Source organism: Acinetobacter lwoffii (genome assembly GCF_024129735.1).
Classification (GTDB): Bacteria; Pseudomonadota; Gammaproteobacteria; order Pseudomonadales; family Moraxellaceae; genus Acinetobacter; species Acinetobacter lwoffii_H.
In genome coordinates this window covers 57,800-81,161 of the sequence record NZ_JAMXXK010000007.1, presented here as the reverse complement: position 1 = coordinate 81,161, position 23,362 = coordinate 57,800, and the positions used below count along the sequence as shown (strand labels likewise).

Here is a 23,362-nt window from a genome sequence, read left to right as displayed (position 1 = left end):
TTTGCCAGTGTTGATCTGTCAGCATGGTACGAGGCATAGCGAATAGTAAAATTGGGTTTGGCGATTTGATTTTACTACTTCGCTATTTTTTTAAGCTAAAAGTGTCAACACACCCTAAATAAAACGACATAAAATTAATATTTAGAGGATAAATAAATGCCTTCTATCGGGTTAAATGTAAACTATGTCACAAGTTTGTTAGGTTTTTTGTTAGCATAATTGCATAGTGTTACAAAGCAGCATAATAACAATGAAAATATATGCTATCCCTGTTTTTGCCTTAATGATCAGTTTATTAGGATTTTGTGTCCATAAACAGTCAGAAATCAGAAAATATGAAAAGATCCGTCATGTCTTGAACGATGGTCGTGATTCAAGCAAATTGCTGGAATCCAATCGGCATCGACATTAAGCAGATTATATATCTTCCTCCCGCTAATTGGGCTGAATTAATAAAATTAAACCAATAATAAATATAATAAAATTTTCTAAATATTCATCTGGAATATATTTATTTCTAATAAAGTGTAAAATCAAATAAGCAATAAGAAATCAATGTGTTATAATTTGCCAACGATCAGGATGAAGCAGAATTCATCTTGTTAAGCATTTGATTTAAATCAAGAAAATAAAGCTGCATAAATGTTATGCAGCTTTTTTGTTTAGATTTTTTTTGGGTTTTTATAGCATAGCCCTGGGGCTGTAAGCTGTTCCAACATTTTAACCCGTCAAATGGCTATGCTGGCATATTCGTTGCTAACACATCCTTAAAATTGATGAATTTTTTTATAAAATTTCATTTATTTGACGGCTTGCTTAAAGCATAAAGTTTACTCAATAGGGGCTAGGTCATGACGACTCCTAATCCATCTTCAGAAAGTATGCTTGAACGTCTGTTTAAACTGAGTGAAAACAAAACCAGTTTCCGTACAGAAGTTCTTGCCGGTGTAACTACATTCTTAACGATGTGTTACATCATTATTGTCAATCCAATGATTTTGTCCGAAACGGGGATGGATCATGGGGCTGTCTTTGTAGCAACCTGTCTTGCAGCCGCGATTGGCTGTTTAGTCATGGGCTTGATTGCAAATTATCCAATTGCACTTGCACCAGGCATGGGCTTGAATGCCTTCTTTACCTATTCCGTATGTTTGGGAATGGGTGTGCCTTGGCAAACAGCACTTGGGGCTGTGTTTATCTCGGGTCTTGTGTTTATTGCGATCAGCATGTTCAAAATCCGTGAAGCCATTGTCAATGCGATTCCAATGTCGCTGAAACTGGCCATCGGTGGTGGTATTGGCTTATTCCTGGCGCTGATTGCTTTGAAAAATGCCGGCCTGATTGTCGATAATCCCGCTACGTTGGTAGGTTTGGGTGATTTAAAGCAACCATCGGTTTTGCTTGCATTATTTGGTTTCCTTCTAGTCGTTGTAATGCATCACTTTAAAGTGCGTGGTGCGATCATCATCAGTATTTTGGTGTTAACCGGTATTTCAGCAGCATTGGGTCTGAGTGAATTTAAAGGTGTGGTTGGCGCAGTGCCATCGATTGCACCCACATTTATGCAAATGAGCTTTGAAGGTCTGTTCACTGCCAGTTTAATTGGCGTGATTTTTGTCTTCTTTCTGGTTGATCTGTTTGACTCAACCGGTACGCTCGTAGGTGTTTCACACCGTGCAGGCTTGTTGAAAGATGGCAAACTGCCGCGTTTGAAAAAAGCACTTTTTGCTGACTCTTCTGCAATTGTTGCAGGTGCAGCGCTGGGTACATCTTCAACTACGCCATACATTGAATCTTCTGCGGGCGTAGCAGCCGGTGGCCGTACAGGTCTAACTGCTGTTGTAGTCGGTATCCTGTTTGTTGCCTGTTTGTTCCTTGCACCATTGGCACAGTCTGTACCAAGCTTTGCAACAGCACCAGCGCTGTTATTTGTCGGTGTCTTAATGATTCAAGGTATCGTGCATATTGACTGGGAAGATATTACAGAAGCAGTTCCTGCATTTTTAACCATTGTATTTATGCCATTTACCTATTCGATTGCGGATGGTATTGCGATGGGCTTCATTAGCTATGCACTGATCAAATTGTTAACCGGTAAAGCATCAACTGTACCGTATATGGTCTGGATTATTGCAGTACTATGGACGCTTAAATTCGCACTATTTGGCGGCTAATTTTTCTAGATTTGGAAAGGGTGTAAACTCAGTTTGCACCCTTTTTTTATTATTTTAGGTTTCATGAGGAGAAGCGATGAACCGTCTTGAGTTGATTCGAGCTTTGCCAAAAGCCGAGCTTCATGTTCATATTGAGGGCACTTTTGAGCCTGAGCTAATGTTTGCGATCGCTCAGCGTAATAAAATTGCCATCCCGTATAAATCTGTTGAAGAAGTTAAACAGGCCTATAACTTTCATAATCTTCAGTCCTTCCTGGATATTTATTATGCTGGTGCTACTGTATTGATTCATGAACAGGATTTTTATGATCTGGCCTGGGCGTATTTTGAGAAATGTGCTGAAGACCGGGTCGTGCATACTGAAATGTTCTTTGATCCACAGACCCATACCGATCGTGGCGTTGCTTTTTCAACCGTGATCAACGGCTTGCAAAAAGCCTGTGATGATGCCAAAACTAAACTTGGTATCAGTTCACATCTGATTATGTGTTTCTTGCGTCATTTAAGTGAAGATGCTGCATTTGCAACACTGGAACAGGCCTTACCTTATAAAGACCAGATTATTGCGGTCGGTCTGGATTCAAGTGAAGTCGGGCATCCACCTTCAAAGTTTGAACGTGTCTTTGCTAAAGCGCGTGAAGCAGGTTTCTTGGTTGTAGCACATGCAGGTGAGGAAGGTCCGGCAGCTTATGTCTGGGAAGCTTTAGATTTGCTGAAAGTGAATCGTATTGATCATGGGGTTCGTTCGGAAGAAGATCCGGAGTTAATGCAGCGCCTGATCGCAGAAAAGATGCCACTGACAGTTTGCCCATTGTCAAACCTGAAACTCTGCGTCGTGGATGATATGCAGCAGCATAATATCCGTCGCCTCTTGCAACAAGGCGTGCACGTTACAGTCAATTCAGATGATCCATCTTATTTTGGTGGTTATATGAATGACAATTTTATTGCCATTGCTGAAGCACTGGATTTAAGCAATGAGGAACTCAAGCAGTTGGCCATTAACTCATTTGAAGCCTCTTTTATTACCGATACTGAAAAAGAGCAATGGATCAACCAGATCCGTGCCCTGGTTTAAGTTTTTAAATAAAAGGCAGGGTTCGCTCTGCCTTTGTTTTTATAGATGGATATGAAATTGAAAAATATAATTCTGCTCATCAGTAGCGTGTTGATATCTGCCTGCTCAAATGCAGATATGACTTTGACACAGCGTACTTTAAAACCCGTGATTGAATACCAATGTGCAAAAGAATTGAAAGCATCTAAATTCTGGACTGCCTCGACCTATTTTATGCAGGACAAAAATAAAGCTGAACTTGAGCAAAATGTCTGTTCATGTGTAGGTGAGCATGCACTCAAGGATATTCCGGCAAGCACTTTACTGAAAGCGACTCTGGATGAAGAAGTAAAGTCAAAACTCACGCAACAGGCTATTGCAAACAGTCTGAAAGGCTGCATGACCGAGTTCTTAAAATAAAATCAGCTTTGCAATGAAAGCTGATTGAGTGTGGTTTTGCAGATTATTTTTTAGAAGATTTGGATTGTCGGGTCATGCTGTTGAGTACATGATCTTTATCGATAAAATGATGTTTCAGTGCTGCGAAAATATGTCCAACTAAAAGTAAGCCAACTGCCCAGGAAAGCCAGATATGCAGGGGTTTTACGATCGCGGTTACAGCCGGATTTTCTGAAATCAGTGCCGGCAGGTTAAATAAATATAGCACTGGTGCTGGATAGCCCAGACTCCAGCTATATAAACAGCCGGTGACAGGTAGGGCAATCAGCATAAAATACAAAGCCAGATGACCTGCATGTGCCAAAGTTTTCATCCGGGGTGACATAGTGTCCGGTAGTTCAGGGGCAGGGTGGGTATAACGCCAGAAAATTCGCACAACCAACAGGAAAATAATGGTGGTGGCGATATTTTTATGCAGGATGATGACATCGCCTTTAAAGCTGCCATCGACTTCATAACTTAAAAAATTCCCACTATAAAAACCAATCAGCCAGGCCGCAATAAAGATAACTGCCATGATCCAGTGCAACCATTGTGCCGTGCGCGTCTAATATTGTACTTTTTCCATGTGATTTTCGATTGCCCTCAAAGATGGATGCACCTTAGCAAAGGGCGAATCAGCCCAGCAATTCCAAATCTGCAACGCTATGGTGGCTTTCATGCAACATCCATTGAAATGGCTGGGTGCAGATTAAACATTCAGGATGATTTATAGATTTCTTATTCAGGTGAATTTCGGCACAATAGCGTCACGCTTCATATATGAATAAACAAGGAACAGATCTGTGAAAAAATTATTGGCTGCACTTGCTCCGCTTACTTTGGTTTTATCGGCTTGTGCAACAACAGGCAGCCCTGAAACGCAAACCACGACTCAACAGTTGGGTGGGGCTGCGCTTAAAATCGCGATCAATGCAAAATGTACGGCTGAGCTGAATAATATTCCAGCATGGCAAACAGCTACACGTCTAATGACTACGACCCAAAAGCAGAATATCCAGACTGAAATTTGTGGCTGTGTCAGCGAAAAAGCACCCCAAAGCGTAACAGCAGTAGATTTGGCGACTGCAGCGATTGACCCGGCAGCACGTGCGACGATTGTCGGCAATGTGGTTGCAAAAACCATTAACGCTTGTGTAGCTGAAGCTGTAAACTAAGCCAAGATTAAATTGAAATAGGCTGACTGGTTCAGCCTATTTTTTATGGAAAAATAGACATGAAGATTGCTGGTGTAGATGAAGCAGGGCGTGGGCCATTAGTGGGTTCGGTGGTCGCTGCGGCAGTTATTTTGGATCCGAACAACCCGATTGAGGGTTTAAATGATTCTAAAAAACTCACTGAAAAGAAGCGTGAAAAACTTTTTATCGAGATTCAGGAAAAAGCGCTGGCATGGGCCATTGCTGAGGCTTCTGCGGCAGAGATTGATGAACATAATATTTTGCAAGCTTCTTTGCTGGCCATGCGTCGTGCTGTAGAAGCTTTGCCAGTTCAACCAGAGCATGTACTAGTCGATGGCAATAAAGTCCCTCAAGGCCTTCGCATGAGCTGTGATGCCGTGGTGGGTGGTGATGCACTGCATGCTGAAATTTCAGCAGCCAGTATTCTGGCGAAAGTAACCCGTGACCATCAGATGATCGAGATGGATCAGAAGCATCCGCAATTTGGTTTTGCCAAGCACAAGGGTTATCCGACCAAAGCACATTTTGAAGCAATTGCCTTGCATGGTGTCATTGATGAGCATCGTCGCAGTTTTGGGCCGGTAAAAAAGGTGATTGCAGCATTACAGCAGGGTGCAGAACTTTAAGTTTTATTTTAAATTATCTAAGTATTTAATATTTTTGTATAAAATTTAGACAAATTTAAAGCGGCTCAAAAGCCGCTTTATTCTTCGCACAAACATTAACGGTTAAAGTTATTTTGTGTCTGGCTATCGTCTTCATAAGAAGGTTGGTAATCTTGATCGATATGTTGAAGATGTTCATGCATTGCACGTTCATGCTGGATACGCTGGTAAATCTCTTCACGGTGCACAGAGACTTCTTTCGGAGCATTTACCCCGATACGAACCTGGTTACCTTTTACACCAAGCACAGTCACACTGACTTGATCACCAATCATTAAAGTTTCCCCGACGCGTCGAGTCAGAATCAGCATGTTTTTCTCCTTGCAAAATGCAAAACCTGCAATCTATTGAATGTAAAACAAAAAGCACAACCAAAAATTACAAAATAAGATCTGGATAGAAATTCTGTCATCTGGGTGAAAGATTTTAATCTATCTCAGCTGGTTAAAAATCCTCAGGCTTAATATAACAGAGCCACTATAAAAAAAACTATAGTGGCTCTGCATTTTTGTAGACTTTTATAAAATACTGTCAAACAATGACAATATTCTGTCTTAACGATTAAGCGCGTACGCTAGATTCGCCTTGTTCACGGTCTAAACCGAATGCGGTATGCAATGAACGAACAGCAAGTTCAAGATAATTTTCTTCAATGATCACAGAAATCTTGATTTCAGACGTCGAGATCATCAGGATGTTGATGCCTTCATCTGCCAATGCTGTAAACATTTTGCTCGCTACACCTGCATGAGAACGCATACCTACACCCACAATCGATACTTTTACGATATCTGAACGGGTCGCAACTTCACGCGCACCAATTTCTTGAGCAGTCGCTTCAAGAATGGCTTTGGCTTTATTTAATTCGCCACGGTTCACAGTAAAAGTGAAATCAGTTGTACCATCTTCTTCAACGTTCTGGATAATCATATCCACTTCAACATTGGCATCACCAATCGGGCACAAAATTTTAGAAGCAATACCTGGTTCGTCAGGCACACCTAAAATAGTTAATTTTGCTTCGTCACGGTTAAATGCGATACCGGAGATAATTGGCTGTTCCATGTTGTCTTCCAATTCAGTCGTAATAAGTGTACCAACGTTTTGCTTAAACTCTTCGTCGAATGCGCCATCGTTGTCATTGTCGAAGCTTGATAATACGCGTAAAGGCACCTGGTATTTACCAGCAAATTCAACTGAACGAATTTGCAGGACTTTCGAACCGAGTGACGCCATCTCAAGCATTTCTTCAAATGAAATACGATCAACTTTTTTTGCTTTTGGTGCAACACGTGGATCGGTGGTATATACACCGTCAACGTCGGTATAAATCTGGCATTCATCTGCTTTGAGTGCGGCAGCAATTGCAACACCTGAAGTGTCAGAACCGCCACGCCCTAAAGTGGTGGTATTACCATGTTCATCAAAACCCTGGAAACCAGCAACGACAAGTACGCGGCCTGCATCCAGATTTGAGTTCAGGACTGCAGTATCAATGGATTCGATACGTGCCTTATTGAATGAGCTGTCGGTTTTCATGCCAACCTGGCGACCTGTTAGTGATTTTGCTTCAACTCCAATTGAGTTCAGCGCCATTGCTAACATAGAAATCGTAACCTGTTCACCCGTAGATACCATTTGGTCTAGTTCACGTGGGTCAGGGGTTTCGGTAATGGCCTTCGCTAAAGCAAGTAGACGATTGGTTTCGCCACTCATTGCTGATACCACTACCACTACCTTGTGGCCGTGGTCATGCCAGCGCTTTACACGACGAGCAACATTTAAAATGCGCTCGGGAGTACCCATAGAGGTACCGCCATATTTTTGAACGATTAATGCCATAGTTGTTCCATATAAGCCATGACCCTGATGTACCTATCAGGGTCAGTTACACAAAATTGAAGTTTTATTTTGCTGCAAGCCAGGCAGTTAAATCTGCCATCACTGGAGCAAACTTCTCGTTAAGTGGCGCGCCACCTTGTGCCAAGTCAGGTTTACCACCACCTTTACCACCTAGCTCAGTTGCCAAATGTTTGATGATGTCACCTGCTTTAATAGAAGCAGTAAAGTCTTTTGCTACAGATGCGATCAAGCTCACCTTGTCACCCTCTACACCTGCCAGAACAATCACTGCATTTTCTAATTTTGATTTCACACCGTCGTGCAGGTTGCGTAGTGCTTTTGCATCCATGTTTTCAACAGTTGTAATCAAGGTTGCACGACCTGCAATGCTTTGAACTTGGCTTAGAAGTTCACCAGCTTGCAGGCTAGCAAGTTTTTGATTGAGTTGTTCGATCTGTTTCTGCAAGCTCGATGCAGTATCAACCAGTGCTTCAACTTTTTCTAAAGTCTGGTCTTTTTGCGCTTTGAGCAAACCGTTAATCGTATTGATATCGCGATCGGCTTTTTGCGCAACTTCAACTGCTTTAGTGCCTGTTACTGCTTCAATACGACGTACACCGGCTGCCACACCACCTTCAGAGGTGATTTTGAACAGACCGATATCACCGGTACGTTTTACGTGAATACCACCGCAAAGTTCGATTGAGAAGTTTTTCTCTTCAATCACTGAACCCATAGACAGTACACGTACTTCGTCACCATATTTCTCACCAAACAGCATCATCGCGCCTTTAGCCTTCGCAGACTCGATATCCAGAAGTTCAGTAGACACCGCAGTATTGGCAATCACTTCAGCATTGACCAAGCGTTCAATTTCTTGCAGCTGTTCAAAGCTTACAGGCTGGTCGTTGGCAAAGTCAAAACGTAACACGTCAGATGCAACCAATGAACCTTTTTGCTGTACATGTGAACCTAAAATTTGACGTAATGCAGCATGTAGCAGGTGAGTCGCAGAGTGGTTACGTGCCGTTGCTGCACGAATGTCTGCTTTAACCGTTGCTTCTACATTTTGAGTAACTTTCAAGTTACCCATAGTCACGATACCTTGGTGTACAAATGCACCACCAGATTTCTTGGTATCTTGAACTTCGAAAATACCAGTATCGTTTTTGAAGAGTCCTGTATCACCGATTTGACCACCGCTTTCTGCGTAGAAAGGTGTTTGGTTAAGTACGATCAGTGCTTCGTCGCCTTCAACCACTTCGTCAACTTGCTCGCCATCTTTGTAGATTGCGATGATTTGACCTTGACCCGCAGTTGCATCGTAACCTTCAAACTGAGTTTCACCTTCGACTTTCACAACAGAATTATAGTCGATTGCGAATTTGCCTGCATCACGTGCGCGTTGACGCTGTGCAGCCATTTCAGTTTCGAAACCAGCTTCATCAATGGTTAAGTCACGTTCACGTGCGATGTCAGCAGTCAAGTCAGTCGGGAAACCGTAAGTGTCATACAGTTTGAACACCACTTCGCCCGGAATTACAGAACCTTTTAACTGCGCCAATTCGCCTTCAAGCAATTTCAGACCTTGCTCAAGTGTTTTAGCAAATTGCTCTTCTTCTTTCAGAAGTTGCGCTTCGATACGTGCCTGGTTGGCTGCAAGTTCAGGATATGCTGCACCCATCACTTCAATCAGTGGTTTCAACATTTTGTGGAAGAACGAACCAGTCGCACCTAGTTTGTTACCGTGACGTACTGCACGACGAATGATACGACGCAATACATAGCCACGACCTTCGTTCGATGGGTTTACGCCATCAGCAATCAGGAAGCAGCATGAACGTGCATGGTCAGCAACAACTTTAAGTGAAGCAGGGTATTCAACTGGTTTGTTTTCTGCTTGTGCTTTTGCTTCAAGTTCAGACGTATCTAAACCAATAATTTCAGCAGCAGCTTTTAGCAAGTGCTGGAACAGGTCGATTTCGTAGTTTGAGTTAACGTGCTGAAGAACAGCTGAAATACGCTCCAAGCCCATACCTGTATCCACAGAAGGCGCTGGAAGAGGGTGTAATACGCCATCCGCAGTACGGTTGAACTGCATGAAAACGTTGTTCCAGATTTCAATGAAACGGTCGCCATCTTCTTCAGGAGAACCCGGTAAGCCACCCCAGATATGATCGCCATGGTCAAAGAAGATTTCAGAACATGGACCACAAGGACCGGTGTCACCCATTGCCCAGAAGTTATCAGATGCGTATTGACCGCCTTTGTTGTCACCAATACGAATAATGCGTGAAGCGTCTAGACCGATTTCTTTGTTCCAGATGTCAAAGGCTTCATCATCGGTGTGGTAAACGGTTGCATAGAGTTTATCTTTAGGAAGACCAAGCCATTCTTCGTTAGTCAAAAAGTCCCAGGCAAATTTGATCGCATCACGTTTGAAGTAATCACCAAATGAAAAGTTACCTAACATTTCAAAGAAAGTGTGGTGACGTGCTGTATAACCCACATTGTCCAAGTCGTTGTGCTTACCACCTGCGCGCACGCATTTTTGTGATGACACTGCACGTACATAATCGCGTTTTTCTAGACCTAAGAAGCAATCTTTAAACTGGTTCATACCAGCATTGGTGAACAGCAAAGTTGGGTCATTGGCAGGTACTAGAGAACTCGACGCGACACGTGTATGCCCTTGCGATTCAAAGTAACGCAAAAATGCTTCACGAATTTCAGCTGATGTCATAAAATGAGTACTCACAACCAAGTCACTCCATAATTTCCGATTTGGCTAAAACACCACAGTCTGACAAGCATACAAGAGCTCTGCTGCAATGCGGGGCTTAAAAATTTAAAACGCCAAATTATAACGGAAAAAGCAGTAGGCACCAATCATTTTAAAACCAATTGCGAAGGATTTATTTACTCAGGTTTTTTGCTGAATAATTAAAATGAATATTCCCGAAGTAGAATCTGTGGATATCCATCACATTAAAAAATAACTGGAATTTTAAATGACTCAAATACAGACGGATGGATCAGAAATAAAATAATCGAAAATCAGTATTTTCACTGAAGTTTTTTAATGTACGGCGCCAGAAATCCTTTAACATAGAAGAGTTTTAAAATAGGCATATAAAAGGTTGAGTCATGCAACGAGTGGCAATCAATGGATTTGGGCGTATTGGACGGAATGTACTGCGCGCATGGTTTGAAAATCCGAAAGATTTTAATTTTGAAATCGTTGCCATTAACGATATTGCCGATGTTGAAACCCTGATTCATCTATTTAAATATGACTCGACCCATGGCCGTTTTCCGGGGCAGGTAGATCTCAGTTATGATGCTGAACATATCTATATGCATATCAGCTATCAAGATGCCGCTTTAAAAGTGCAGGTTTTGTGTGAGCCGCAGCCGGCTAAGTTGTCTTGGCAAAACCTGGCGGTAGATGTGGTACTTGAATGTACCGGACTGTTCCGTTCCCGTGAAGCTGCGACCCAGCATATTGGCGCAGGGGCAAAACGTGTGATTATCGGCGCGGCACCTTTTGATACGGTCGATGCCGCGATTGTCTATGGTGTCAATCATCATGAAGTCAAAGCATCGGACCAGATCATTTCCAGTGTTTCTTGTACTACCCAGGCTTTGGTGCCACTGGTCAAAATTGTCGATGATGCTTTTGGCATCAGCAGTGCGTTAATGACCGAAATCCATGCGGTGACCGCAGATCAATCTGTGCTGGATCAGGCGCATCGCGATCTGCGTCGTGCACGGGCAGCAGGACACAATATTATTCCCACCACATCCAGTGCGCTGGGTGCATTAAAGCGGGTTATGCCAAAAATGGAAGATCGGATTGACGGTTATTCAATTCGGGTGCCGACCATTAATGTCGCAGCAATTGACCTGACCTTTGTTTCCCAGTCACCGATTACCGATCATAAACTGAATGAAGTGTTAATTAAGGCGGCGCGACAGGATTTTGCCGAAATCATGTCAGTGACGGATGAACCTTTGGTGTCGAGTGATTTTAATCATTCCCCTTATTCCTTGATCGTTGATCTGACCCAAACCCTAGTGGTGGGGCAACAGGCCAAGGTCTTTGCCTGGTATGACAATGAATGGGGTTATGCCAACCGCTTGCTGGATTTATGTGAATCTTTTCATTAAGTTTGACTTTGCTAAGCCTAAAAAGTGCCGATATACGGTGCTTTTTTTGCTTTAAACATTCTTGATATGCGTTGTTTTAATAGAATTTGCGCGTAATTGATCGAAAAGCAGCGTGAGTGCTTGAATTATTTGCATCATCTGCATGATTTTTCGTTAAGATAAAGTCAATAAAATGAAATAAGAGCAAGCATATGATGTTGGTTTGGGGATTTATTATACTGCTCACATTGGCAGTGATTTTTCTAATCTGGCTGCAGTTCAATCAGAATGATGGTTCAGGTGTCGTGGAGGGCGTGCCGGTAGAAGAGAAAGTCGCGCATCTGGAAGAAAATTTAAAAAAGACCCTGGAAATCATGCAGGATTTGGCTAAAAAAATGCATGTACAGCAGGAAGTGCTGGATCAGACTACAACCAAACTGCAGCAGGTCGAGTTGCAAAATGCAGAGCTGGTCAGCCTGCTCACCAAGGTCGTAGACCCACAGAAATAAACAGAATCCCTTTAGAAATCATATAAAGGATTCTGTTTGAGGGCTAGACAAGAAAAGTTCTTAAGACGGCTGCAGACACCATGCTGATGGCAACTGTGGGGAGCAAGCCAAAACGCGTAGCGGCAAACAGAGTTAAAGCCAAAGCGATCAGATCTGCAGGGTTGTCGCGTACAAAATACGGTGCAATGACTGAAATCAGGACACAGCCGGGCACAACGTCCATGATTTTACGCTGACGTTGTGTCAGCGTTTTATTTTTTAATAAGACATAGCCCAGAATCCGGGTCAGATAGGTGGTTGCCGCAATCAGCAGGATGGCCAGCAATGTACTCATCTCAATCATGCTTCCTCCTCACCAATCAAGAAAAAAGCAGACACAATGCCGGCTAGGGCACCTATCGGCACATACCAGCCAGCAGGCAAATATAAATAAGCCAGAGCAGCACAGATCAGGCTCACTAGCCATGGCCGGGCTGCATTCAAGCCTTTCCACATGCTTCGCATCAACACCAGAAATACAGCAGGAAAGGCCATATCAAAGCCCCAGCGGTTGATATCGCCTAAAACAGGTCCAAGCATCGCGCCCAGTGTGGTAAAACCGACCCACATCAGATAAAGACAGAAACATAAACCGGCATAGTAGGGCATGCTAAAAGCAGCCCGATAGCCCTGCTGGGCCTGCTTTCTTTGCGCATCCGCCAGACTTAAGGCCCAGCTTTCATCAACCATAAAAAACAGGGCCGGCAATACTTTGCGATTCGGGAGATGTTTTAAATACGGAACTAGGCTTGCACCCATCAGCAAATGCCGGCTATTCACCAAAAAGGTAATAAACAGCAGCATGAACAAATTGGGTGGACTGGTCCAGACTTCCAGAATGGCAAATTCAGAACCGCCGGCAAAATTGAGTCCAGTCAGCAAAGGCACTTCCAGCACACTGAAATTTTTCTGAATCGCAGTCGCACCTAGCACCAAAGCAAAGGGAATAATTCCTAAAAGCATAGGAATAGAATCTTTCATGCCGCGCTGAGATTCGCTGAAATCTGTATGTGCGAGCGCGGGCGTACTGCTTTGTCTGAGCAAAAGCATGTCAGTGGCCTGAGGACTTTAATATTGAGCCGTATTTTATAGCGATAATCGGGCTATTTGCTGTTGTAGTGCATGCAATTTAAATTTGATTTGGAATTAAATTGCGCTAAATTGGCTTCAAGGGGTTTTAAATACTAAAGTAACAAGATGGATCAAATTGATAAACGCATTTTGCATGAACTGCAAAAGAACGGAAAATTGCAAAATAATGAACTGGCACAACTGATTGGCCTGTCTGCATCTCCATGTTTAAGAAGAGTCAAGCAACTGGAAGATGATGGGGTCATTGAACAGTATGTCGCCTTACTCAATCCGCAAAAAGTCAATCTGGCAATGAGTGTATTTGCACGGGTTTGGCTTAAATCTCAAGAAGCCGCCGTGGTCGATCAATTTGTTGAAGCCATCAAGGAGATGCCGGAAGTGGTGGAATGCCAGTTAATGGCGGGGGATTGTGATTTCTTTTTAAGAATTGTAGTGGCCGATCTGGATGCCTATCGTAAATTTCAGATTCATCATTTGACTCAAATTCCCTGCATCCAAAGTGTAAAAACCGAAATTCCATTGCAAACGGTAAAAAGCACCACCGCATTGCCATTGGTCTAAAATGATTTTTTGTTTATAGCGCGTGCTGGTCATACACGATAAAACGCTGATAGTTGACGCAATTGTGGCTCATTGCATAAGAGAGTAAAAATTATAAAATTTTGCGATGCACAGCCAAAACTATCGTGTTAGACTAGGAGAAATCGGGTGTGCTCCCGATTTTTTTATGCGGATTCGTTCCGCGCTGACAAGAATTTAGGTTTACAACATGCCCATTTCAGAGACATGGTTATTACCTGATGGTGTAGCTGATGTATTACCAGAACAAGCGCAAGTCATTGAAAGTTTGCGCCGTAAATCACTGGATTTCCTTGCATCTCGAGGTTATCAGTTGGTGTACACGCCATTCATTGAATACATCGAATCTCTCTCTTCTCTCTCAGAATCGAATCAAGATTTAGACTTAGCCACTTTTAAAGTCATCGATCAGCTTTCTGGTCGTTTGCTTGGTGTGCGTGCCGATATGACACCACAAGTGGCGCGTATTGATGCACATGTACATCCAGTGGAAGGTGTGGCGCGTTACTGCTATGCAGGTACCGTTCTGCATACCAAACCACGCGGTTTTAATACCTCGCGTGCGCCTTTGCAGTTAGGCGCCGAACTGTTTGGTTCAGACAGCATCGATGCCGATGTAGAAATGGTCGATTTAATGATCAGTCTGATTCAGGAAACAGGTCTGGCAGACGGAATCCATCTGGACTTGGGTCATGTCGGCTTATTTCGCAGTCTGGTGGCTCAAGCAGGTTTGAACAAAGTTGCTGAACGTAAACTGTCTGATTTATATCAACGTAAGGCCTTGCCAGAGTTGGAAGAATTTACGGCAGAACTAAAATTTGGTCAGGACTTTTATGCATTGGGCCGCTATGCCAGCGATCTGGACGCATTACAGGCGAATTTAAGTGCTGAAGTGTTGACGAATCCAGCCTTCAAGCAAGCTTTTGATGCCTTACAAATTACCAAAGATCAGGTTCAAGCCCGTTGGCCAAACTTGAGTATTGGGATTGATGTGGTTGAATTGCGTTCATACCATTATCATACTGGTCTGATGTATGCAGTCTATGCACCGAATCGTGCAGCAGCACTGGCACAAGGCGGTCGTTATGATGGCATTGGTGAACATTTCGGTCGTGCGCGTCCTGCCACAGGTTTCTCTTGTGACTTATATGCGTTAAGCGCAGGTCAGTTTGACGCTGTACACGTGGTAGTTGCACCTAAAGGTGTCGATGCAGAACTTCTGAATGCGATTCAGAGTATTCGAGCACAAGGCTTAAGTGTAATTCAGTTACTCGGTAATGATGATTTAAACTCAATTCCATATGCGACGCACCAGCTGGTGAACGTAGATGGTGAGTGGACAGTCAAAACGATTTAAATTGCTTGGCTCAGTGTTCATGTCACTGAGCGGGGCTTTCAACTTTAACAGCATGATGCAATGAGGCTATTATGGGCAAGAATGTTGTGGTACTTGGTACCCAATGGGGCGACGAAGGTAAAGGTAAAATCGTCGACCTGCTCACAGATCAAGCGGCAGCGGTCGTTCGTTATCAAGGCGGACATAACGCAGGTCACACTCTGGTGGTGGGTGGTAAGAAAACTGTCTTACACCTCATTCCATCTGGTATTTTACGTGAAAACGTATTGTGCTTAATTGGTAACGGTGTTGTTCTTTCTCCTGAAGCGCTCATCAAAGAGATGGACATTCTTGAAAAAGAAGGCGTTCCTGTTAAAGAGCGTTTACGTATTTCTCCAAACTGTCCACTGATCCTTCCAAACCACATCGCACTGGACCAAGCACGTGAGAAAAAACGTGGTAATGCGAAGATTGGTACAACAGGTCGTGGTATCGGTCCTGCATACGAAGACAAAGTGGCGCGTCGTGCAGTTCGTGTTGCTGATCTGGTACGTGGCGGTGAACATCTTACTGCCCAGTTAACTGAGCTTCTGGATTACCATAACTTCCAGCTTACTCAATACTACGGTGTTGAAGCAGTTAAGCTAGAAGACGTACTGGCACTTTGCGACGAATGGCGTAAGGTTGTTGCGCCACTGGTTGTGGACGTAACAACTGAACTGCATAACTACCGTAAAAACGGTGACAACATCATGTTTGAAGGCGCGCAAGGTTCACTTCTTGACGTTGACCATGGTACATACCCGTATGTGACATCTTCAAACACCACTGCTGGTGGCGTAAGCTCTGGTTCAGGTCTGGGTCCTTTGCACCTTGATTATGTACTGGGTATCACCAAAGCCTATACCACTCGTGTCGGTGCAGGCCCATTCCCAACGGAATTGGTTTATGACGCTGCAAACGATGTGGGTGATGCGGTTGGTAAACACCTTGGTACCATTGGTAATGAATTTGGTGCGTCTACTGGCCGTCAACGTCGTTGTGGCTGGTTCGATGCTGAAATTCTACGTCGTTCAGTAGATGTAAACTCACTGTCTGGTATTTGCCTGACTAAACTTGATGTTCTTGATGGTTTAGAAGAAGTGAAAATCTGTGTCGGTTATGAAGCTGCAGATTCTGGTTGTGTCGGTTCTTCTGATGCGCTTGCATTCGAAACTTTAAAACCAATTTACGAAACAATGCCAGGTTGGTCTGAGTCAACTTTCGGTGCAAAATCGCTGGATCAGTTGCCACAAGCTGCATTGAACTATGTAAAACGTCTTGAGCAACTGATTGAATGTCCAATCGACATCATTTCAACAGGTCCAGACCGTGAAGAAACCATTGTTCTTCGTCACCCGTTTGATGCTTAATCTTGATTTGATTAAAGCTTAAATGATAAAAACCCATCTCCGGATGGGTTTTTTTATATGCTGAATTTATGCAGGTATTTCAAGACTAAAGTTGCATCGGTAATACCACGTGATGTGCTTTAACATAGCGGTATATAAAGAAAGAAAAATGAGCAGCAGGATGCAAAAAAATATATCGGCGACCATGTTTTATTCATTGTTATTCGCGATGGGCGGGGCGCCAACAATTGCCATGATGATTATTCGTGCGCAAACCCAAAATCCCGAGGTGATTTATGCGGCACTGATTGGTCTGAGTGTCATTATTGCCTGTGTTTTAGTGCCTATTATTTTATTGCAAAATGCTTTTTTATATTTCAAACGTAAAGATGAAATACTTGAACAGAAAATAAAACCACTGAGTCAGATTTATTTGGGTCTCAATATTATTTGTCTGATTTATTGGTTGGCGATACAGTATTTGGCTTAAAAATTACATAATTTATAAGAAGATGAATGAATTAAGCGTTTAGCTGCTGCGCGCTTTCACTTATAATTTTTACAATGTAAATTGCCCTTGAGCCAAGGCGGAGTAAATTATAATGAAGAATAAACTTTTATTGAGTATGGCGGCTGCTACAGTCGTCACATTATCAGGTTGTACCACCATTGCCGATATGGCAGGGGCAGATACTGCGACCTTAAATGCATCTGCGAGCCAAAGCTATAATGCCATGGTCAATGATGCGAAAAACAAAGGTCAACTGGATACCAGTTCAGCGACCTATAAACGGATTAATAATGTATTTAACCGTTTGAAACCGGTTGCTAACCAGATGAATCAAACCGGTACGGCATTCCAGTGGCAATTGGCTGTGCTCAAATCTGACCAGGTTAACGCCTTTGTTGCGCCAGGTGGTAAGGTTGTATTCTATACGGGTATCGTGAATAAACTGAATCTGACCGATGCTGAAATTGCAGCGATTATGGGTCATGAAATGGTGCATGCTTTAGAAGAGCATTCTAAGCAGAAAATCGGTGCTCAGGCCCTGACTGATCTGGCCTTGGGTATTGGCTTAAATGCAGCAGGTGTGGGTCAAGGTGGTGCTGCAGCCGCACAATTGGGTAGTCAGATCGGGATTGGCTTGCCATACTCGCGTAATCTGGAAAGCCGTGCTGACCAAGGCGGTTTAATGCTGATGGCGCGCGCAGGTTATAACCCAAATGCAGCCATTACCTTGTGGGAAAAAATGAACAAACTCGGTGGCGGCAGTGGTGCAACCTTCCTGTCTACGCATCCATCGAATAGCCAGCGTATTGGGCAAATGCGTCAACAGTTGCCAGCAGCCATGCAGATTTATAACCAAAACAAATAATCTAGTGATCATCCTGTAAAAGGGGATCTTGATCGGATTGAAAAGGCAGGGCAATGGCTCTGCTTTTTTTATAGTTAATTGGATGGTTAATATTTTACGGGCTATTTTCAGACAATAAAAAAGGCAAAGTCAGACTTTGCCTTTTTTCACTCAAGATCAGAAGATCTTAGTGTTGGTGACCGCCTACACCGTGTACGTGGCCGTGATCTAATTCTTCTTGAGAAGCTTCACGAACAGATACGATTTCAACTTCGAAAGTCAGGTCTTGACCAGCAAGTGGGAAGTTAGCATCAACAACAACATTGTCGCCTTCAACTGCTTTAACAGTTACGATTTGCACGCCGTCATCAGTTTGAGCTTGGAACTGCATACCTGCCTGAATGTTGTCTACGCCTTGGAACATTTGCGCAGGAACTTCTTGAACTAGGTCAGGGTTGTATTCGCCATAACCTTCAGCAGCAGGAACGTTTACAGTGAATTTTTCACCTACAGTTTTGCCTTCTAACGCATTTTCTAAACCTGGGATGATGTTACCTGCACCGTGCAAATAGGCAAGTGGTTCACCTTGAGATTGGTCGAGAGTTTCACCCTCTGCGTTAGTCAATGTGTAGTGGAAAGAAACCACGAGGTTATTTGCAATAGCAGTCATGTTAATTGATCCATTCAATTTTTTAAGGGTACATCATAAAGTGAAATTGCATTTTTGTAGACTAAAATTAGCAAAAAAACGCAATTTGACAATTTTGTTGACGATTTTTTCATTGATTGGGCCAAATTCTGGAATTTCAATGCAATTTCAGCTTTGGAGAAATTTTTCGTGTAACAAAATCTTTTGCAGTCAGAATGCCGGCATGCGCATAACCATGAATGGTCGCCTGATGAATTCGGTATAAAGAAACGTACATTGACTTGGCAACAAAGCCTTGAACATTCACCTGACCGAGCAACTCGCCGACGGCTTTATTCTGGCTTAAGGAAATCAGTGAACCTTTGTCAGAAAATTTAAACATCGGTAAATAGTTTTCTTCATTGACACGCGCTTTCAAGGCATTCGCCAGAAAATTGGCCTGTTGGCTAGCCACTTGTGCACGTGGACCCAAGACTGGTTCATCTGCAGCAGGCTGGCAGTGTGCACAGTCACCAAAAGCAAAAATGTCTGGATCAGATTTGGTTTGCAGGGTGGAGTAGACTTTCAACCGGTGAATATTGTCTTTTTCCATATCTTGCAGTTGTGCCAAGACTTCAGGTGCTTTGATGCCTGCAGCCCAGACTTTAATCTCGGCATCCAGACTTGAGCCATCTGCAAAATAAATCTTGTCTTCATCAACCTTGGCCACGCGGTGACTGGTCAAAACCTCAATGCCAAATTTTTCCAGCTGTTGCATGGTATGTTCAGCAACTTTCGGCGAGAGTGCAGTCAGAATACGATCCGCCGCTTCAATCAGGGTAATTTTGACTTTATTTGGGTCGACCTTGTTTAAGCCATATTTAAAGAAATTGTGTTTGGCTTCCACCAGTTCAGCTGCCAGTTCTACTCCGGTTGCACCGGCGCCAATAATCGCGATATTCAGTTCACGGCTCGAAGCTTCATGTTGAGCATTCAAGTAGAGATGCAACAGATCCTGCTGAAAGATATCAGCTTGTGGACGGCTGTCGAGAAAATGACAGAACTGTTTGACGCCTTCGGTATTAAAGTCATTCGAGGTAGAACCCAAGGCCAGTACCAGGGTGTCATAGTCGATGCGCTGGTTCTTCTTGGCTTGGGCTTTTTTGGAGAAATATTCTGTTTCTACCACAATCTGTTTCGCTTCACGATCCAGACCGGTAAATGTCCCCAAGACAAATTCATAATGATGTGCGGCTGAATGGGCAAAATAATTAGTTTCTTCTTCATGTGGATTTAAGGTGCCTGCGGCAACTTCATGCAGCAGCGGTTTCCAAATGTGTGTCAGTTTTTGATCGACCAGAATAATCTGGGCTTTACCGCTTTTACCCAAGCTCTCACCCAGCTGAGTCGCCAGTTCCAGACCACCGGCACCACCACCCACAATCACGATTTTATGTGCTGTCATATATGATTAACCTGTTTATTTTTTTAATAAAAATAAGAGAAATAGAGAGAAAATATACTATGGCATGCACTAAAACGCGTCTTGATTAAAATTGTTATACAAATTACAAAACGTAGCAATTCTGTGAGAGCAGGTAAGTATCGCTGCTTTGAGGAAGCAAGGGGAGAGCGAGATTGATAAAGGGAATCTGCTAGAAGATCAGAGAGGAGATCTTCTAGCTTAAAGAAAAGTGACTTGAGATGTAGCGCTATTATCTATCTAAAGGATAAAGCTTTACGCTTGGCGTATTGTCTGAAAATAAACCGAATAAGCTTTGTAGCCAGCTAAAGAATTTCTGAAATAGATTGGCTTCTTCAATTTCGACATGATCTTCAATTTGAATGGTGCGAATCAACTGATTATTCTGATAAACCTGAATGGTCGCCAAAGGCATCATGGTCGCCAAAGGTGCAATGAGTTCAGACGCTTTCACTTCAACATTGATATGAGTCTGAGTTTCCTGTAATGGCTCGATACTTTTTAAAACGCCATCACCAGTATTCAGCATGACACGCTGATTTGTCTGGTCAAACTGATTCAGGTCAATACTGTAGCCCTGATCATATAAAGAAGTGGTAATAATCTGCGGTTGCTTGGTTTGCACCTTAAACATTTTTAAGGTGGATTTAATTACAGGCAACTCAGCCAGTAGCTGTTGATCTTTGATCGCTACTTCATTGCGAGTATAGGTATAAGCCAGATTCATCAGCTTATGTGATACTTCAGCGCGTTTTGCTGCACTTTTAGTACCCAGCACCACCACAATCAGACGGCGATTTGGCATTTCAAAATCTGCGGTGACGCGATTGGCGGTTAGTGCCAGATTATAGCCCGCTGCACGGGTAAAACCGGTTTTTAAACCATCTACTGTAGGATCGACCTGAAGCACACGGTTGGTCGCACGATGAAAATGCTGGTTATAAGTAAAGCTTGGCTGTTTGGAATAATACAGATAATCCGGGGTTTCATTCACCACCGCCATAGACAGTCTGGCCAAATCGGCGGCAGTCGAATAATGCTCAGGCATGGTAATACCGGCCGGATTCTGGAAATTGGTATGCTGCATGCCCAGCGCTTTGGCTTCCTGATTCATACGTTCAACAAACTGCGGAATACCACCCGAAATTTTCTCAGCCAGCGTGACTGCGGCATCATTAGCAGACATGATAATTAAGCCCGCCAGAAGCTGATCGACTGAAATCAGATCACCTTCTTTCAGGTACATCTGTGACTCATCCCACATCACGGTTTTAACCACAGAGGTCGCGGTTAACACTTCATTTTTATTTAATTTTCCGGCCTCAATTTCCTTTAAGGCAATATAAGCCACCATCATTTTGGTCAGCGAAGCCGGAGCACGCTGAACGTCGGCATTGTGCTCTGCAATGACTTGACCAGACTGTGAATCCAGAATGGTCCAGGCTTCAGCTTCAACGCTTTCAGGCACAATATTGAGTAGGGCAGCATGTGAAAATGCAGAAATAAATAAACTGAAAACCGTAATCAGTGAGATGATGTATTTCAATGGTGTTCCTTGATAACCCGGCGGGTGTTGAACGATTTAATTTTCACGCATGCTATGCCTTTTTTATACAGATAGCTAGTCGTAAATGTAGACAAATAAGACAGCTAAACCATACTGGCTTAAAAAATGCTAAGCTAAGCTATATCTCATTTATTTTAATTTTATATCGTTCATTATGTTGCATTATCAAATTGAATTTGACGATTATCGTCAGCATCTTATTCACGTGACTGTTCGTTTTCTTGCGGACCCCACCCAAGTCCTGTCATTGCCGACCTGGATTCCAGGAAGCTATCTGATTCGAGAGTTTTCCAAGCACATTGAAGCGGTCAAAGCCTATGATGAAGATGGGCGCCAGTTACAGATCCAGAAATTTGAAAAGAACAAATGGCGTCTATTTAATACCGATCATGAACTGATTACAGTGGAATATGATGTCTATGCCTATGACCTGTCCGTTCGTGGTGCATACGTGGATCAAAATCGTCTCTACGTGAACCCGGCTTGTGCATGTTTAGGTCTGGAAGGTCAGGAAAATAAAGAAATTGAACTAGAAATATTTTTACCAGATGAATTAAAGCATTTCCAATTGGCAACCGGCATGCAGGCCAAAAGTCTGGTCAAAGGCCGTTTCACGCTCAAAGCCAAAAACTATGCCGAATTGATTGATGCGCCATTTGAGCTGGCAGAGCAAACCCGTTTCCGTTTTGAAGCAAATGGTATTCCGCATGAATTTGTGGTGTCAGGCAAACATGCCATGAATGCGGCGCGTATGCAGCAGGACATTGAAAAAATTTGTGCCACAGAAATTTCAATGTTTGGTTCGGCGCCGTTTACAGACTATACCTTTATGACCATGGCAACCGGTAATAGCTATGGTGGTCTGGAGCATCCGAACTCGACTAGCCTGATTTCACCACGTGATGACTTGCCTAAGGCCAATGAACCTGAAGAACCTTCAAAAGATTATCAGCGTTTCCTCGGCTTATGTAGCCACGAATATTTCCATTCATGGTTGGTGAAGTTTATTCGCCCTGAAAACTTCGTTAACTATGATTTAAACAGAGAAGGTTATACCTCTCTGTTATGGATCTTTGAAGGTTTCACCTCTTATTACGATGATTTGATTTTGCTGCGTAGCGGCGTGATTAATCAGGAATCGTATATTGCTTTGTTAAAAGCACAGATTGACCGTTATTTGCAAAATCCGGGACGTGTGATTCAGTCAGTGTCTGAATCCAGTTTTGATGCCTGGGTGAAATTCTATCGTCAGGATGAAAACTCGAATAATGCGGGTACCAGCTATTACAACAAAGGTTGTTTAGTTGCACTGTGCCTGGATTTGGGTCTGCGTTTACGTGGTTCAAGTCTGGATGCTTTGATGCGCCGTTTGTATGAAAATGCCCAGAAAGGCGTTCAGGTGCATGAACGGACGATCTTTGAATTGTGTAAAGAATTGACAGGAGATGATTGGTCAGAACAGATTAATCACTTGATCAATACCACAGATGAATTGCCGCTCGATCAGCTATTCCCTGAGTTTGGTATGGCTTATAGCCTGAAAAATGACAAGTCTTTGCCATTCGGTTTAAAACTGGTAGATAAGCCGGAAGGTGTTCTAGTTCAATCTGCGCGTCGTGATGGGGTTGCTGTACTCGCTGGCCTTTCTGCCAATGATGTCATTATTGCAATTGATGGCTTAAAAGCAACGACCAAACTTGTTGAAAGCTATGCAAAACAGCAAGGTACTTTTACAGTGTATGCATTCCGTCGTGATGAGCTGATGAGTTTTGAAGTTCAAGCCGCGGGTTCTGAACTGACCGAAGTTGAACTGAAAGTAGAAGATCAGGCTAAAGCCGAGAAATGGCTTAAAGTTTAAA

General features: G+C 43.1%; 22 protein-coding genes. 13 read left to right on the top strand and 9 right to left on the bottom strand.

What is annotated here, in order from left to right:
- The first annotated feature begins 851 nt into the window (after positions 1 to 851).
- The 3 genes from NI469_RS03665 (at position 852) to NI469_RS03655 (ending at position 3,651) form a co-directional block, all read left to right on the top strand.
- Positions 852 to 2,174, top strand: a complete 1,323-nt coding sequence (locus NI469_RS03665; protein ID WP_004645563.1) for an NCS2 family permease — start codon at positions 852 to 854, stop codon at positions 2,172 to 2,174.
- A 76-nt stretch (positions 2,175 to 2,250) separates the two neighbouring features.
- Positions 2,251 to 3,252, top strand: coding sequence for an adenosine deaminase (locus tag NI469_RS03660; protein ID WP_253174441.1), 1,002 nt, complete (start codon positions 2,251 to 2,253; stop codon positions 3,250 to 3,252).
- A 45-nt stretch (positions 3,253 to 3,297) separates the two neighbouring features.
- Positions 3,298 to 3,651 (top strand): hypothetical protein, encoded by a 354-nt coding sequence (locus NI469_RS03655; RefSeq protein ID WP_004645560.1) that lies wholly within the window; start codon positions 3,298 to 3,300, stop codon positions 3,649 to 3,651.
- Between the two features lie 43 nt (positions 3,652 to 3,694).
- On the opposite strand, the gene NI469_RS03650 is transcribed toward NI469_RS03655, so the two are convergent.
- Positions 3,695 to 4,219 (bottom strand): cytochrome b, encoded by a 525-nt coding sequence (locus NI469_RS03650; protein ID WP_276534058.1) that lies wholly within the window; start codon positions 4,217 to 4,219, stop codon positions 3,695 to 3,697.
- A gap of 256 nt (positions 4,220 to 4,475) precedes the next feature.
- Between NI469_RS03650 and NI469_RS03645 the strand changes: the two genes are divergently transcribed.
- Together NI469_RS03645 and rnhB are read left to right on the top strand one after the other, a co-directional pair.
- Positions 4,476 to 4,847, top strand: coding sequence for a hypothetical protein (locus NI469_RS03645; RefSeq protein ID WP_253174439.1), 372 nt, complete (start codon positions 4,476 to 4,478; stop codon positions 4,845 to 4,847).
- 59 nt (positions 4,848 to 4,906) lie between these two features.
- Positions 4,907 to 5,494 (top strand): ribonuclease HII, encoded by a 588-nt coding sequence (rnhB, locus tag NI469_RS03640; protein ID WP_005247416.1) that lies wholly within the window; start codon positions 4,907 to 4,909, stop codon positions 5,492 to 5,494.
- A gap of 95 nt (positions 5,495 to 5,589) precedes the next feature.
- Here the strand turns inward: rnhB and csrA are convergent, their stop codons facing one another.
- From csrA to alaS, 3 genes are all read right to left on the bottom strand, one after another.
- The gene (gene csrA, locus NI469_RS03635; RefSeq protein WP_004278972.1) at positions 5,590 to 5,844 is read right to left on the bottom strand and encodes a carbon storage regulator CsrA; all 255 of its coding nucleotides are present in this window, start codon (positions 5,842 to 5,844) and stop codon (positions 5,590 to 5,592) included.
- 250 nt (positions 5,845 to 6,094) lie between these two features.
- Positions 6,095 to 7,375 carry an aspartate kinase gene (locus NI469_RS03630; RefSeq protein ID WP_253174438.1) on the bottom strand — a complete coding sequence of 427 codons (1,281 nt, stop codon included), beginning with the start codon at positions 7,373 to 7,375 and terminating at the stop codon, positions 6,095 to 6,097.
- A gap of 64 nt (positions 7,376 to 7,439) precedes the next feature.
- Positions 7,440 to 10,133 carry an alanine--tRNA ligase gene (alaS, locus tag NI469_RS03625; RefSeq protein ID WP_253174437.1) on the bottom strand — a complete coding sequence of 898 codons (2,694 nt, stop codon included), beginning with the start codon at positions 10,131 to 10,133 and terminating at the stop codon, positions 7,440 to 7,442.
- Positions 10,134 to 10,522: 389 nt separating this feature from the next.
- Here alaS and NI469_RS03620 point away from each other — a divergent pair, with 389 nt between their 5' ends.
- Positions 10,523 to 11,545, top strand: a complete 1,023-nt coding sequence (locus NI469_RS03620; protein WP_253174436.1) for a type I glyceraldehyde-3-phosphate dehydrogenase — start codon at positions 10,523 to 10,525, stop codon at positions 11,543 to 11,545.
- A gap of 191 nt (positions 11,546 to 11,736) precedes the next feature.
- On the top strand, positions 11,737 to 12,033 hold the full coding sequence (locus NI469_RS03615) for a hypothetical protein (RefSeq protein WP_005170248.1): 297 nt from the start codon (positions 11,737 to 11,739) through the stop codon (positions 12,031 to 12,033).
- 43 nt (positions 12,034 to 12,076) lie between these two features.
- On the opposite strand, the gene NI469_RS03610 is transcribed toward NI469_RS03615, so the two are convergent.
- Positions 12,077 to 12,376 (bottom strand): AzlD family protein, encoded by a 300-nt coding sequence (locus tag NI469_RS03610; RefSeq protein ID WP_005170250.1) that lies wholly within the window; start codon positions 12,374 to 12,376, stop codon positions 12,077 to 12,079.
- Complete coding sequence (locus NI469_RS03605) at positions 12,373 to 13,122, bottom strand: AzlC family ABC transporter permease (protein ID WP_253174435.1); 750 nt, start codon at positions 13,120 to 13,122, stop codon at positions 12,373 to 12,375. The genes NI469_RS03610 and NI469_RS03605 overlap by 4 nt, the downstream gene beginning before the upstream one ends.
- A 147-nt stretch (positions 13,123 to 13,269) precedes the next feature.
- Here NI469_RS03605 and NI469_RS03600 point away from each other — a divergent pair, with 147 nt between their 5' ends.
- From NI469_RS03600 to NI469_RS03580, 5 genes are all read left to right on the top strand, one after another.
- Positions 13,270 to 13,725 (top strand): Lrp/AsnC family transcriptional regulator, encoded by a 456-nt coding sequence (locus NI469_RS03600; RefSeq protein WP_005097437.1) that lies wholly within the window; start codon positions 13,270 to 13,272, stop codon positions 13,723 to 13,725.
- 208 nt (positions 13,726 to 13,933) lie between these two features.
- Entirely contained in the window at positions 13,934 to 15,100 is a 1,167-nt protein-coding gene (locus NI469_RS03595; RefSeq protein ID WP_253174434.1) for an ATP phosphoribosyltransferase regulatory subunit, read from the top strand.
- Positions 15,101 to 15,171: 71 nt separating this feature from the next.
- Positions 15,172 to 16,491 carry an adenylosuccinate synthase gene (locus NI469_RS03590; protein WP_005170258.1) on the top strand — a complete coding sequence of 440 codons (1,320 nt, stop codon included), beginning with the start codon at positions 15,172 to 15,174 and terminating at the stop codon, positions 16,489 to 16,491.
- Between the two features lie 160 nt (positions 16,492 to 16,651).
- Entirely contained in the window at positions 16,652 to 16,960 is a 309-nt protein-coding gene (locus NI469_RS03585) for a hypothetical protein (RefSeq protein ID WP_004731567.1), read from the top strand.
- Between the two features lie 112 nt (positions 16,961 to 17,072).
- Positions 17,073 to 17,846: a M48 family metallopeptidase gene (locus NI469_RS03580; protein WP_004278961.1), complete on the top strand. Its 774-nt coding sequence runs from the start codon at positions 17,073 to 17,075 to the stop codon at positions 17,844 to 17,846.
- Positions 17,847 to 18,012: 166 nt separating this feature from the next.
- On the opposite strand, the gene slyD is transcribed toward NI469_RS03580, so the two are convergent.
- The 3 genes from slyD to NI469_RS03565 all read right to left on the bottom strand — a co-directional run bounded on the left by slyD (position 18,013) and on the right by NI469_RS03565 (position 21,482).
- Positions 18,013 to 18,495 carry a peptidylprolyl isomerase gene (slyD, locus tag NI469_RS03575; RefSeq protein ID WP_004278960.1) on the bottom strand — a complete coding sequence of 161 codons (483 nt, stop codon included), beginning with the start codon at positions 18,493 to 18,495 and terminating at the stop codon, positions 18,013 to 18,015.
- 136 nt (positions 18,496 to 18,631) lie between these two features.
- On the bottom strand, positions 18,632 to 19,918 hold the full coding sequence (locus NI469_RS03570; RefSeq protein WP_005263416.1) for an NAD(P)/FAD-dependent oxidoreductase: 1,287 nt from the start codon (positions 19,916 to 19,918) through the stop codon (positions 18,632 to 18,634).
- Positions 19,919 to 20,168: 250 nt separating this feature from the next.
- A complete protein-coding gene (locus NI469_RS03565) occupies positions 20,169 to 21,482 on the bottom strand; it encodes a D-alanyl-D-alanine carboxypeptidase PBP6B (RefSeq protein WP_253174433.1) in 1,314 nt (437 codons plus the stop codon).
- A gap of 175 nt (positions 21,483 to 21,657) precedes the next feature.
- On the opposite strand from NI469_RS03565, the gene NI469_RS03560 reads away from it, so the two are divergent.
- Entirely contained in the window at positions 21,658 to 23,361 is a 1,704-nt protein-coding gene (locus NI469_RS03560) for a M61 family metallopeptidase (RefSeq protein ID WP_253174432.1), read from the top strand.
- Position 23,362 lies beyond the last annotated feature (1 nt).

Excerpts from the sequence above, each read along its gene's own strand:
- NI469_RS03590 (WP_005170258.1), top strand. The coding sequence starts at position 15,172 with ATGGGCAAGAATGTTGTGGTACTTGGTACCCAATGGGGCGACGAAGGT.
- NI469_RS03600 (WP_005097437.1), top strand. The coding sequence starts at position 13,270 with ATGGATCAAATTGATAAACGCATTTTGCATGAACTGCAAAAGAACGGA.
- NI469_RS03595 (WP_253174434.1), top strand. The coding sequence starts at position 13,934 with ATGCCCATTTCAGAGACATGGTTATTACCTGATGGTGTAGCTGATGTA.
- NI469_RS03585 (WP_004731567.1), top strand. The coding sequence starts at position 16,652 with ATGCAAAAAAATATATCGGCGACCATGTTTTATTCATTGTTATTCGCG.
- NI469_RS03615 (WP_005170248.1), top strand. The coding sequence starts at position 11,737 with ATGATGTTGGTTTGGGGATTTATTATACTGCTCACATTGGCAGTGATT.
- NI469_RS03560 (WP_253174432.1), top strand. The coding sequence starts at position 21,658 with ATGTTGCATTATCAAATTGAATTTGACGATTATCGTCAGCATCTTATT.
- NI469_RS03570 (WP_005263416.1), bottom strand. The coding sequence starts at position 19,918 with ATGACAGCACATAAAATCGTGATTGTGGGTGGTGGTGCCGGTGGTCTG.
- csrA (WP_004278972.1), bottom strand. The coding sequence starts at position 5,844 with ATGCTGATTCTGACTCGACGCGTCGGGGAAACTTTAATGATTGGTGAT.
- slyD (WP_004278960.1), bottom strand. The coding sequence starts at position 18,495 with ATGACTGCTATTGCAAATAACCTCGTGGTTTCTTTCCACTACACATTG.
- NI469_RS03665 (WP_004645563.1), top strand. The coding sequence starts at position 852 with ATGACGACTCCTAATCCATCTTCAGAAAGTATGCTTGAACGTCTGTTT.
- rnhB (WP_005247416.1), top strand. The coding sequence starts at position 4,907 with ATGAAGATTGCTGGTGTAGATGAAGCAGGGCGTGGGCCATTAGTGGGT.
- NI469_RS03610 (WP_005170250.1), bottom strand. The coding sequence starts at position 12,376 with ATGATTGAGATGAGTACATTGCTGGCCATCCTGCTGATTGCGGCAACC.
- NI469_RS03630 (WP_253174438.1), bottom strand. The coding sequence starts at position 7,375 with ATGGCATTAATCGTTCAAAAATATGGCGGTACCTCTATGGGTACTCCC.
- NI469_RS03620 (WP_253174436.1), top strand. The coding sequence starts at position 10,523 with ATGCAACGAGTGGCAATCAATGGATTTGGGCGTATTGGACGGAATGTA.
- NI469_RS03605 (WP_253174435.1), bottom strand. The coding sequence starts at position 13,122 with ATGCTTTTGCTCAGACAAAGCAGTACGCCCGCGCTCGCACATACAGAT.
- NI469_RS03655 (WP_004645560.1), top strand. The coding sequence starts at position 3,298 with ATGGATATGAAATTGAAAAATATAATTCTGCTCATCAGTAGCGTGTTG.
- NI469_RS03580 (WP_004278961.1), top strand. The coding sequence starts at position 17,073 with ATGAAGAATAAACTTTTATTGAGTATGGCGGCTGCTACAGTCGTCACA.
- NI469_RS03660 (WP_253174441.1), top strand. The coding sequence starts at position 2,251 with ATGAACCGTCTTGAGTTGATTCGAGCTTTGCCAAAAGCCGAGCTTCAT.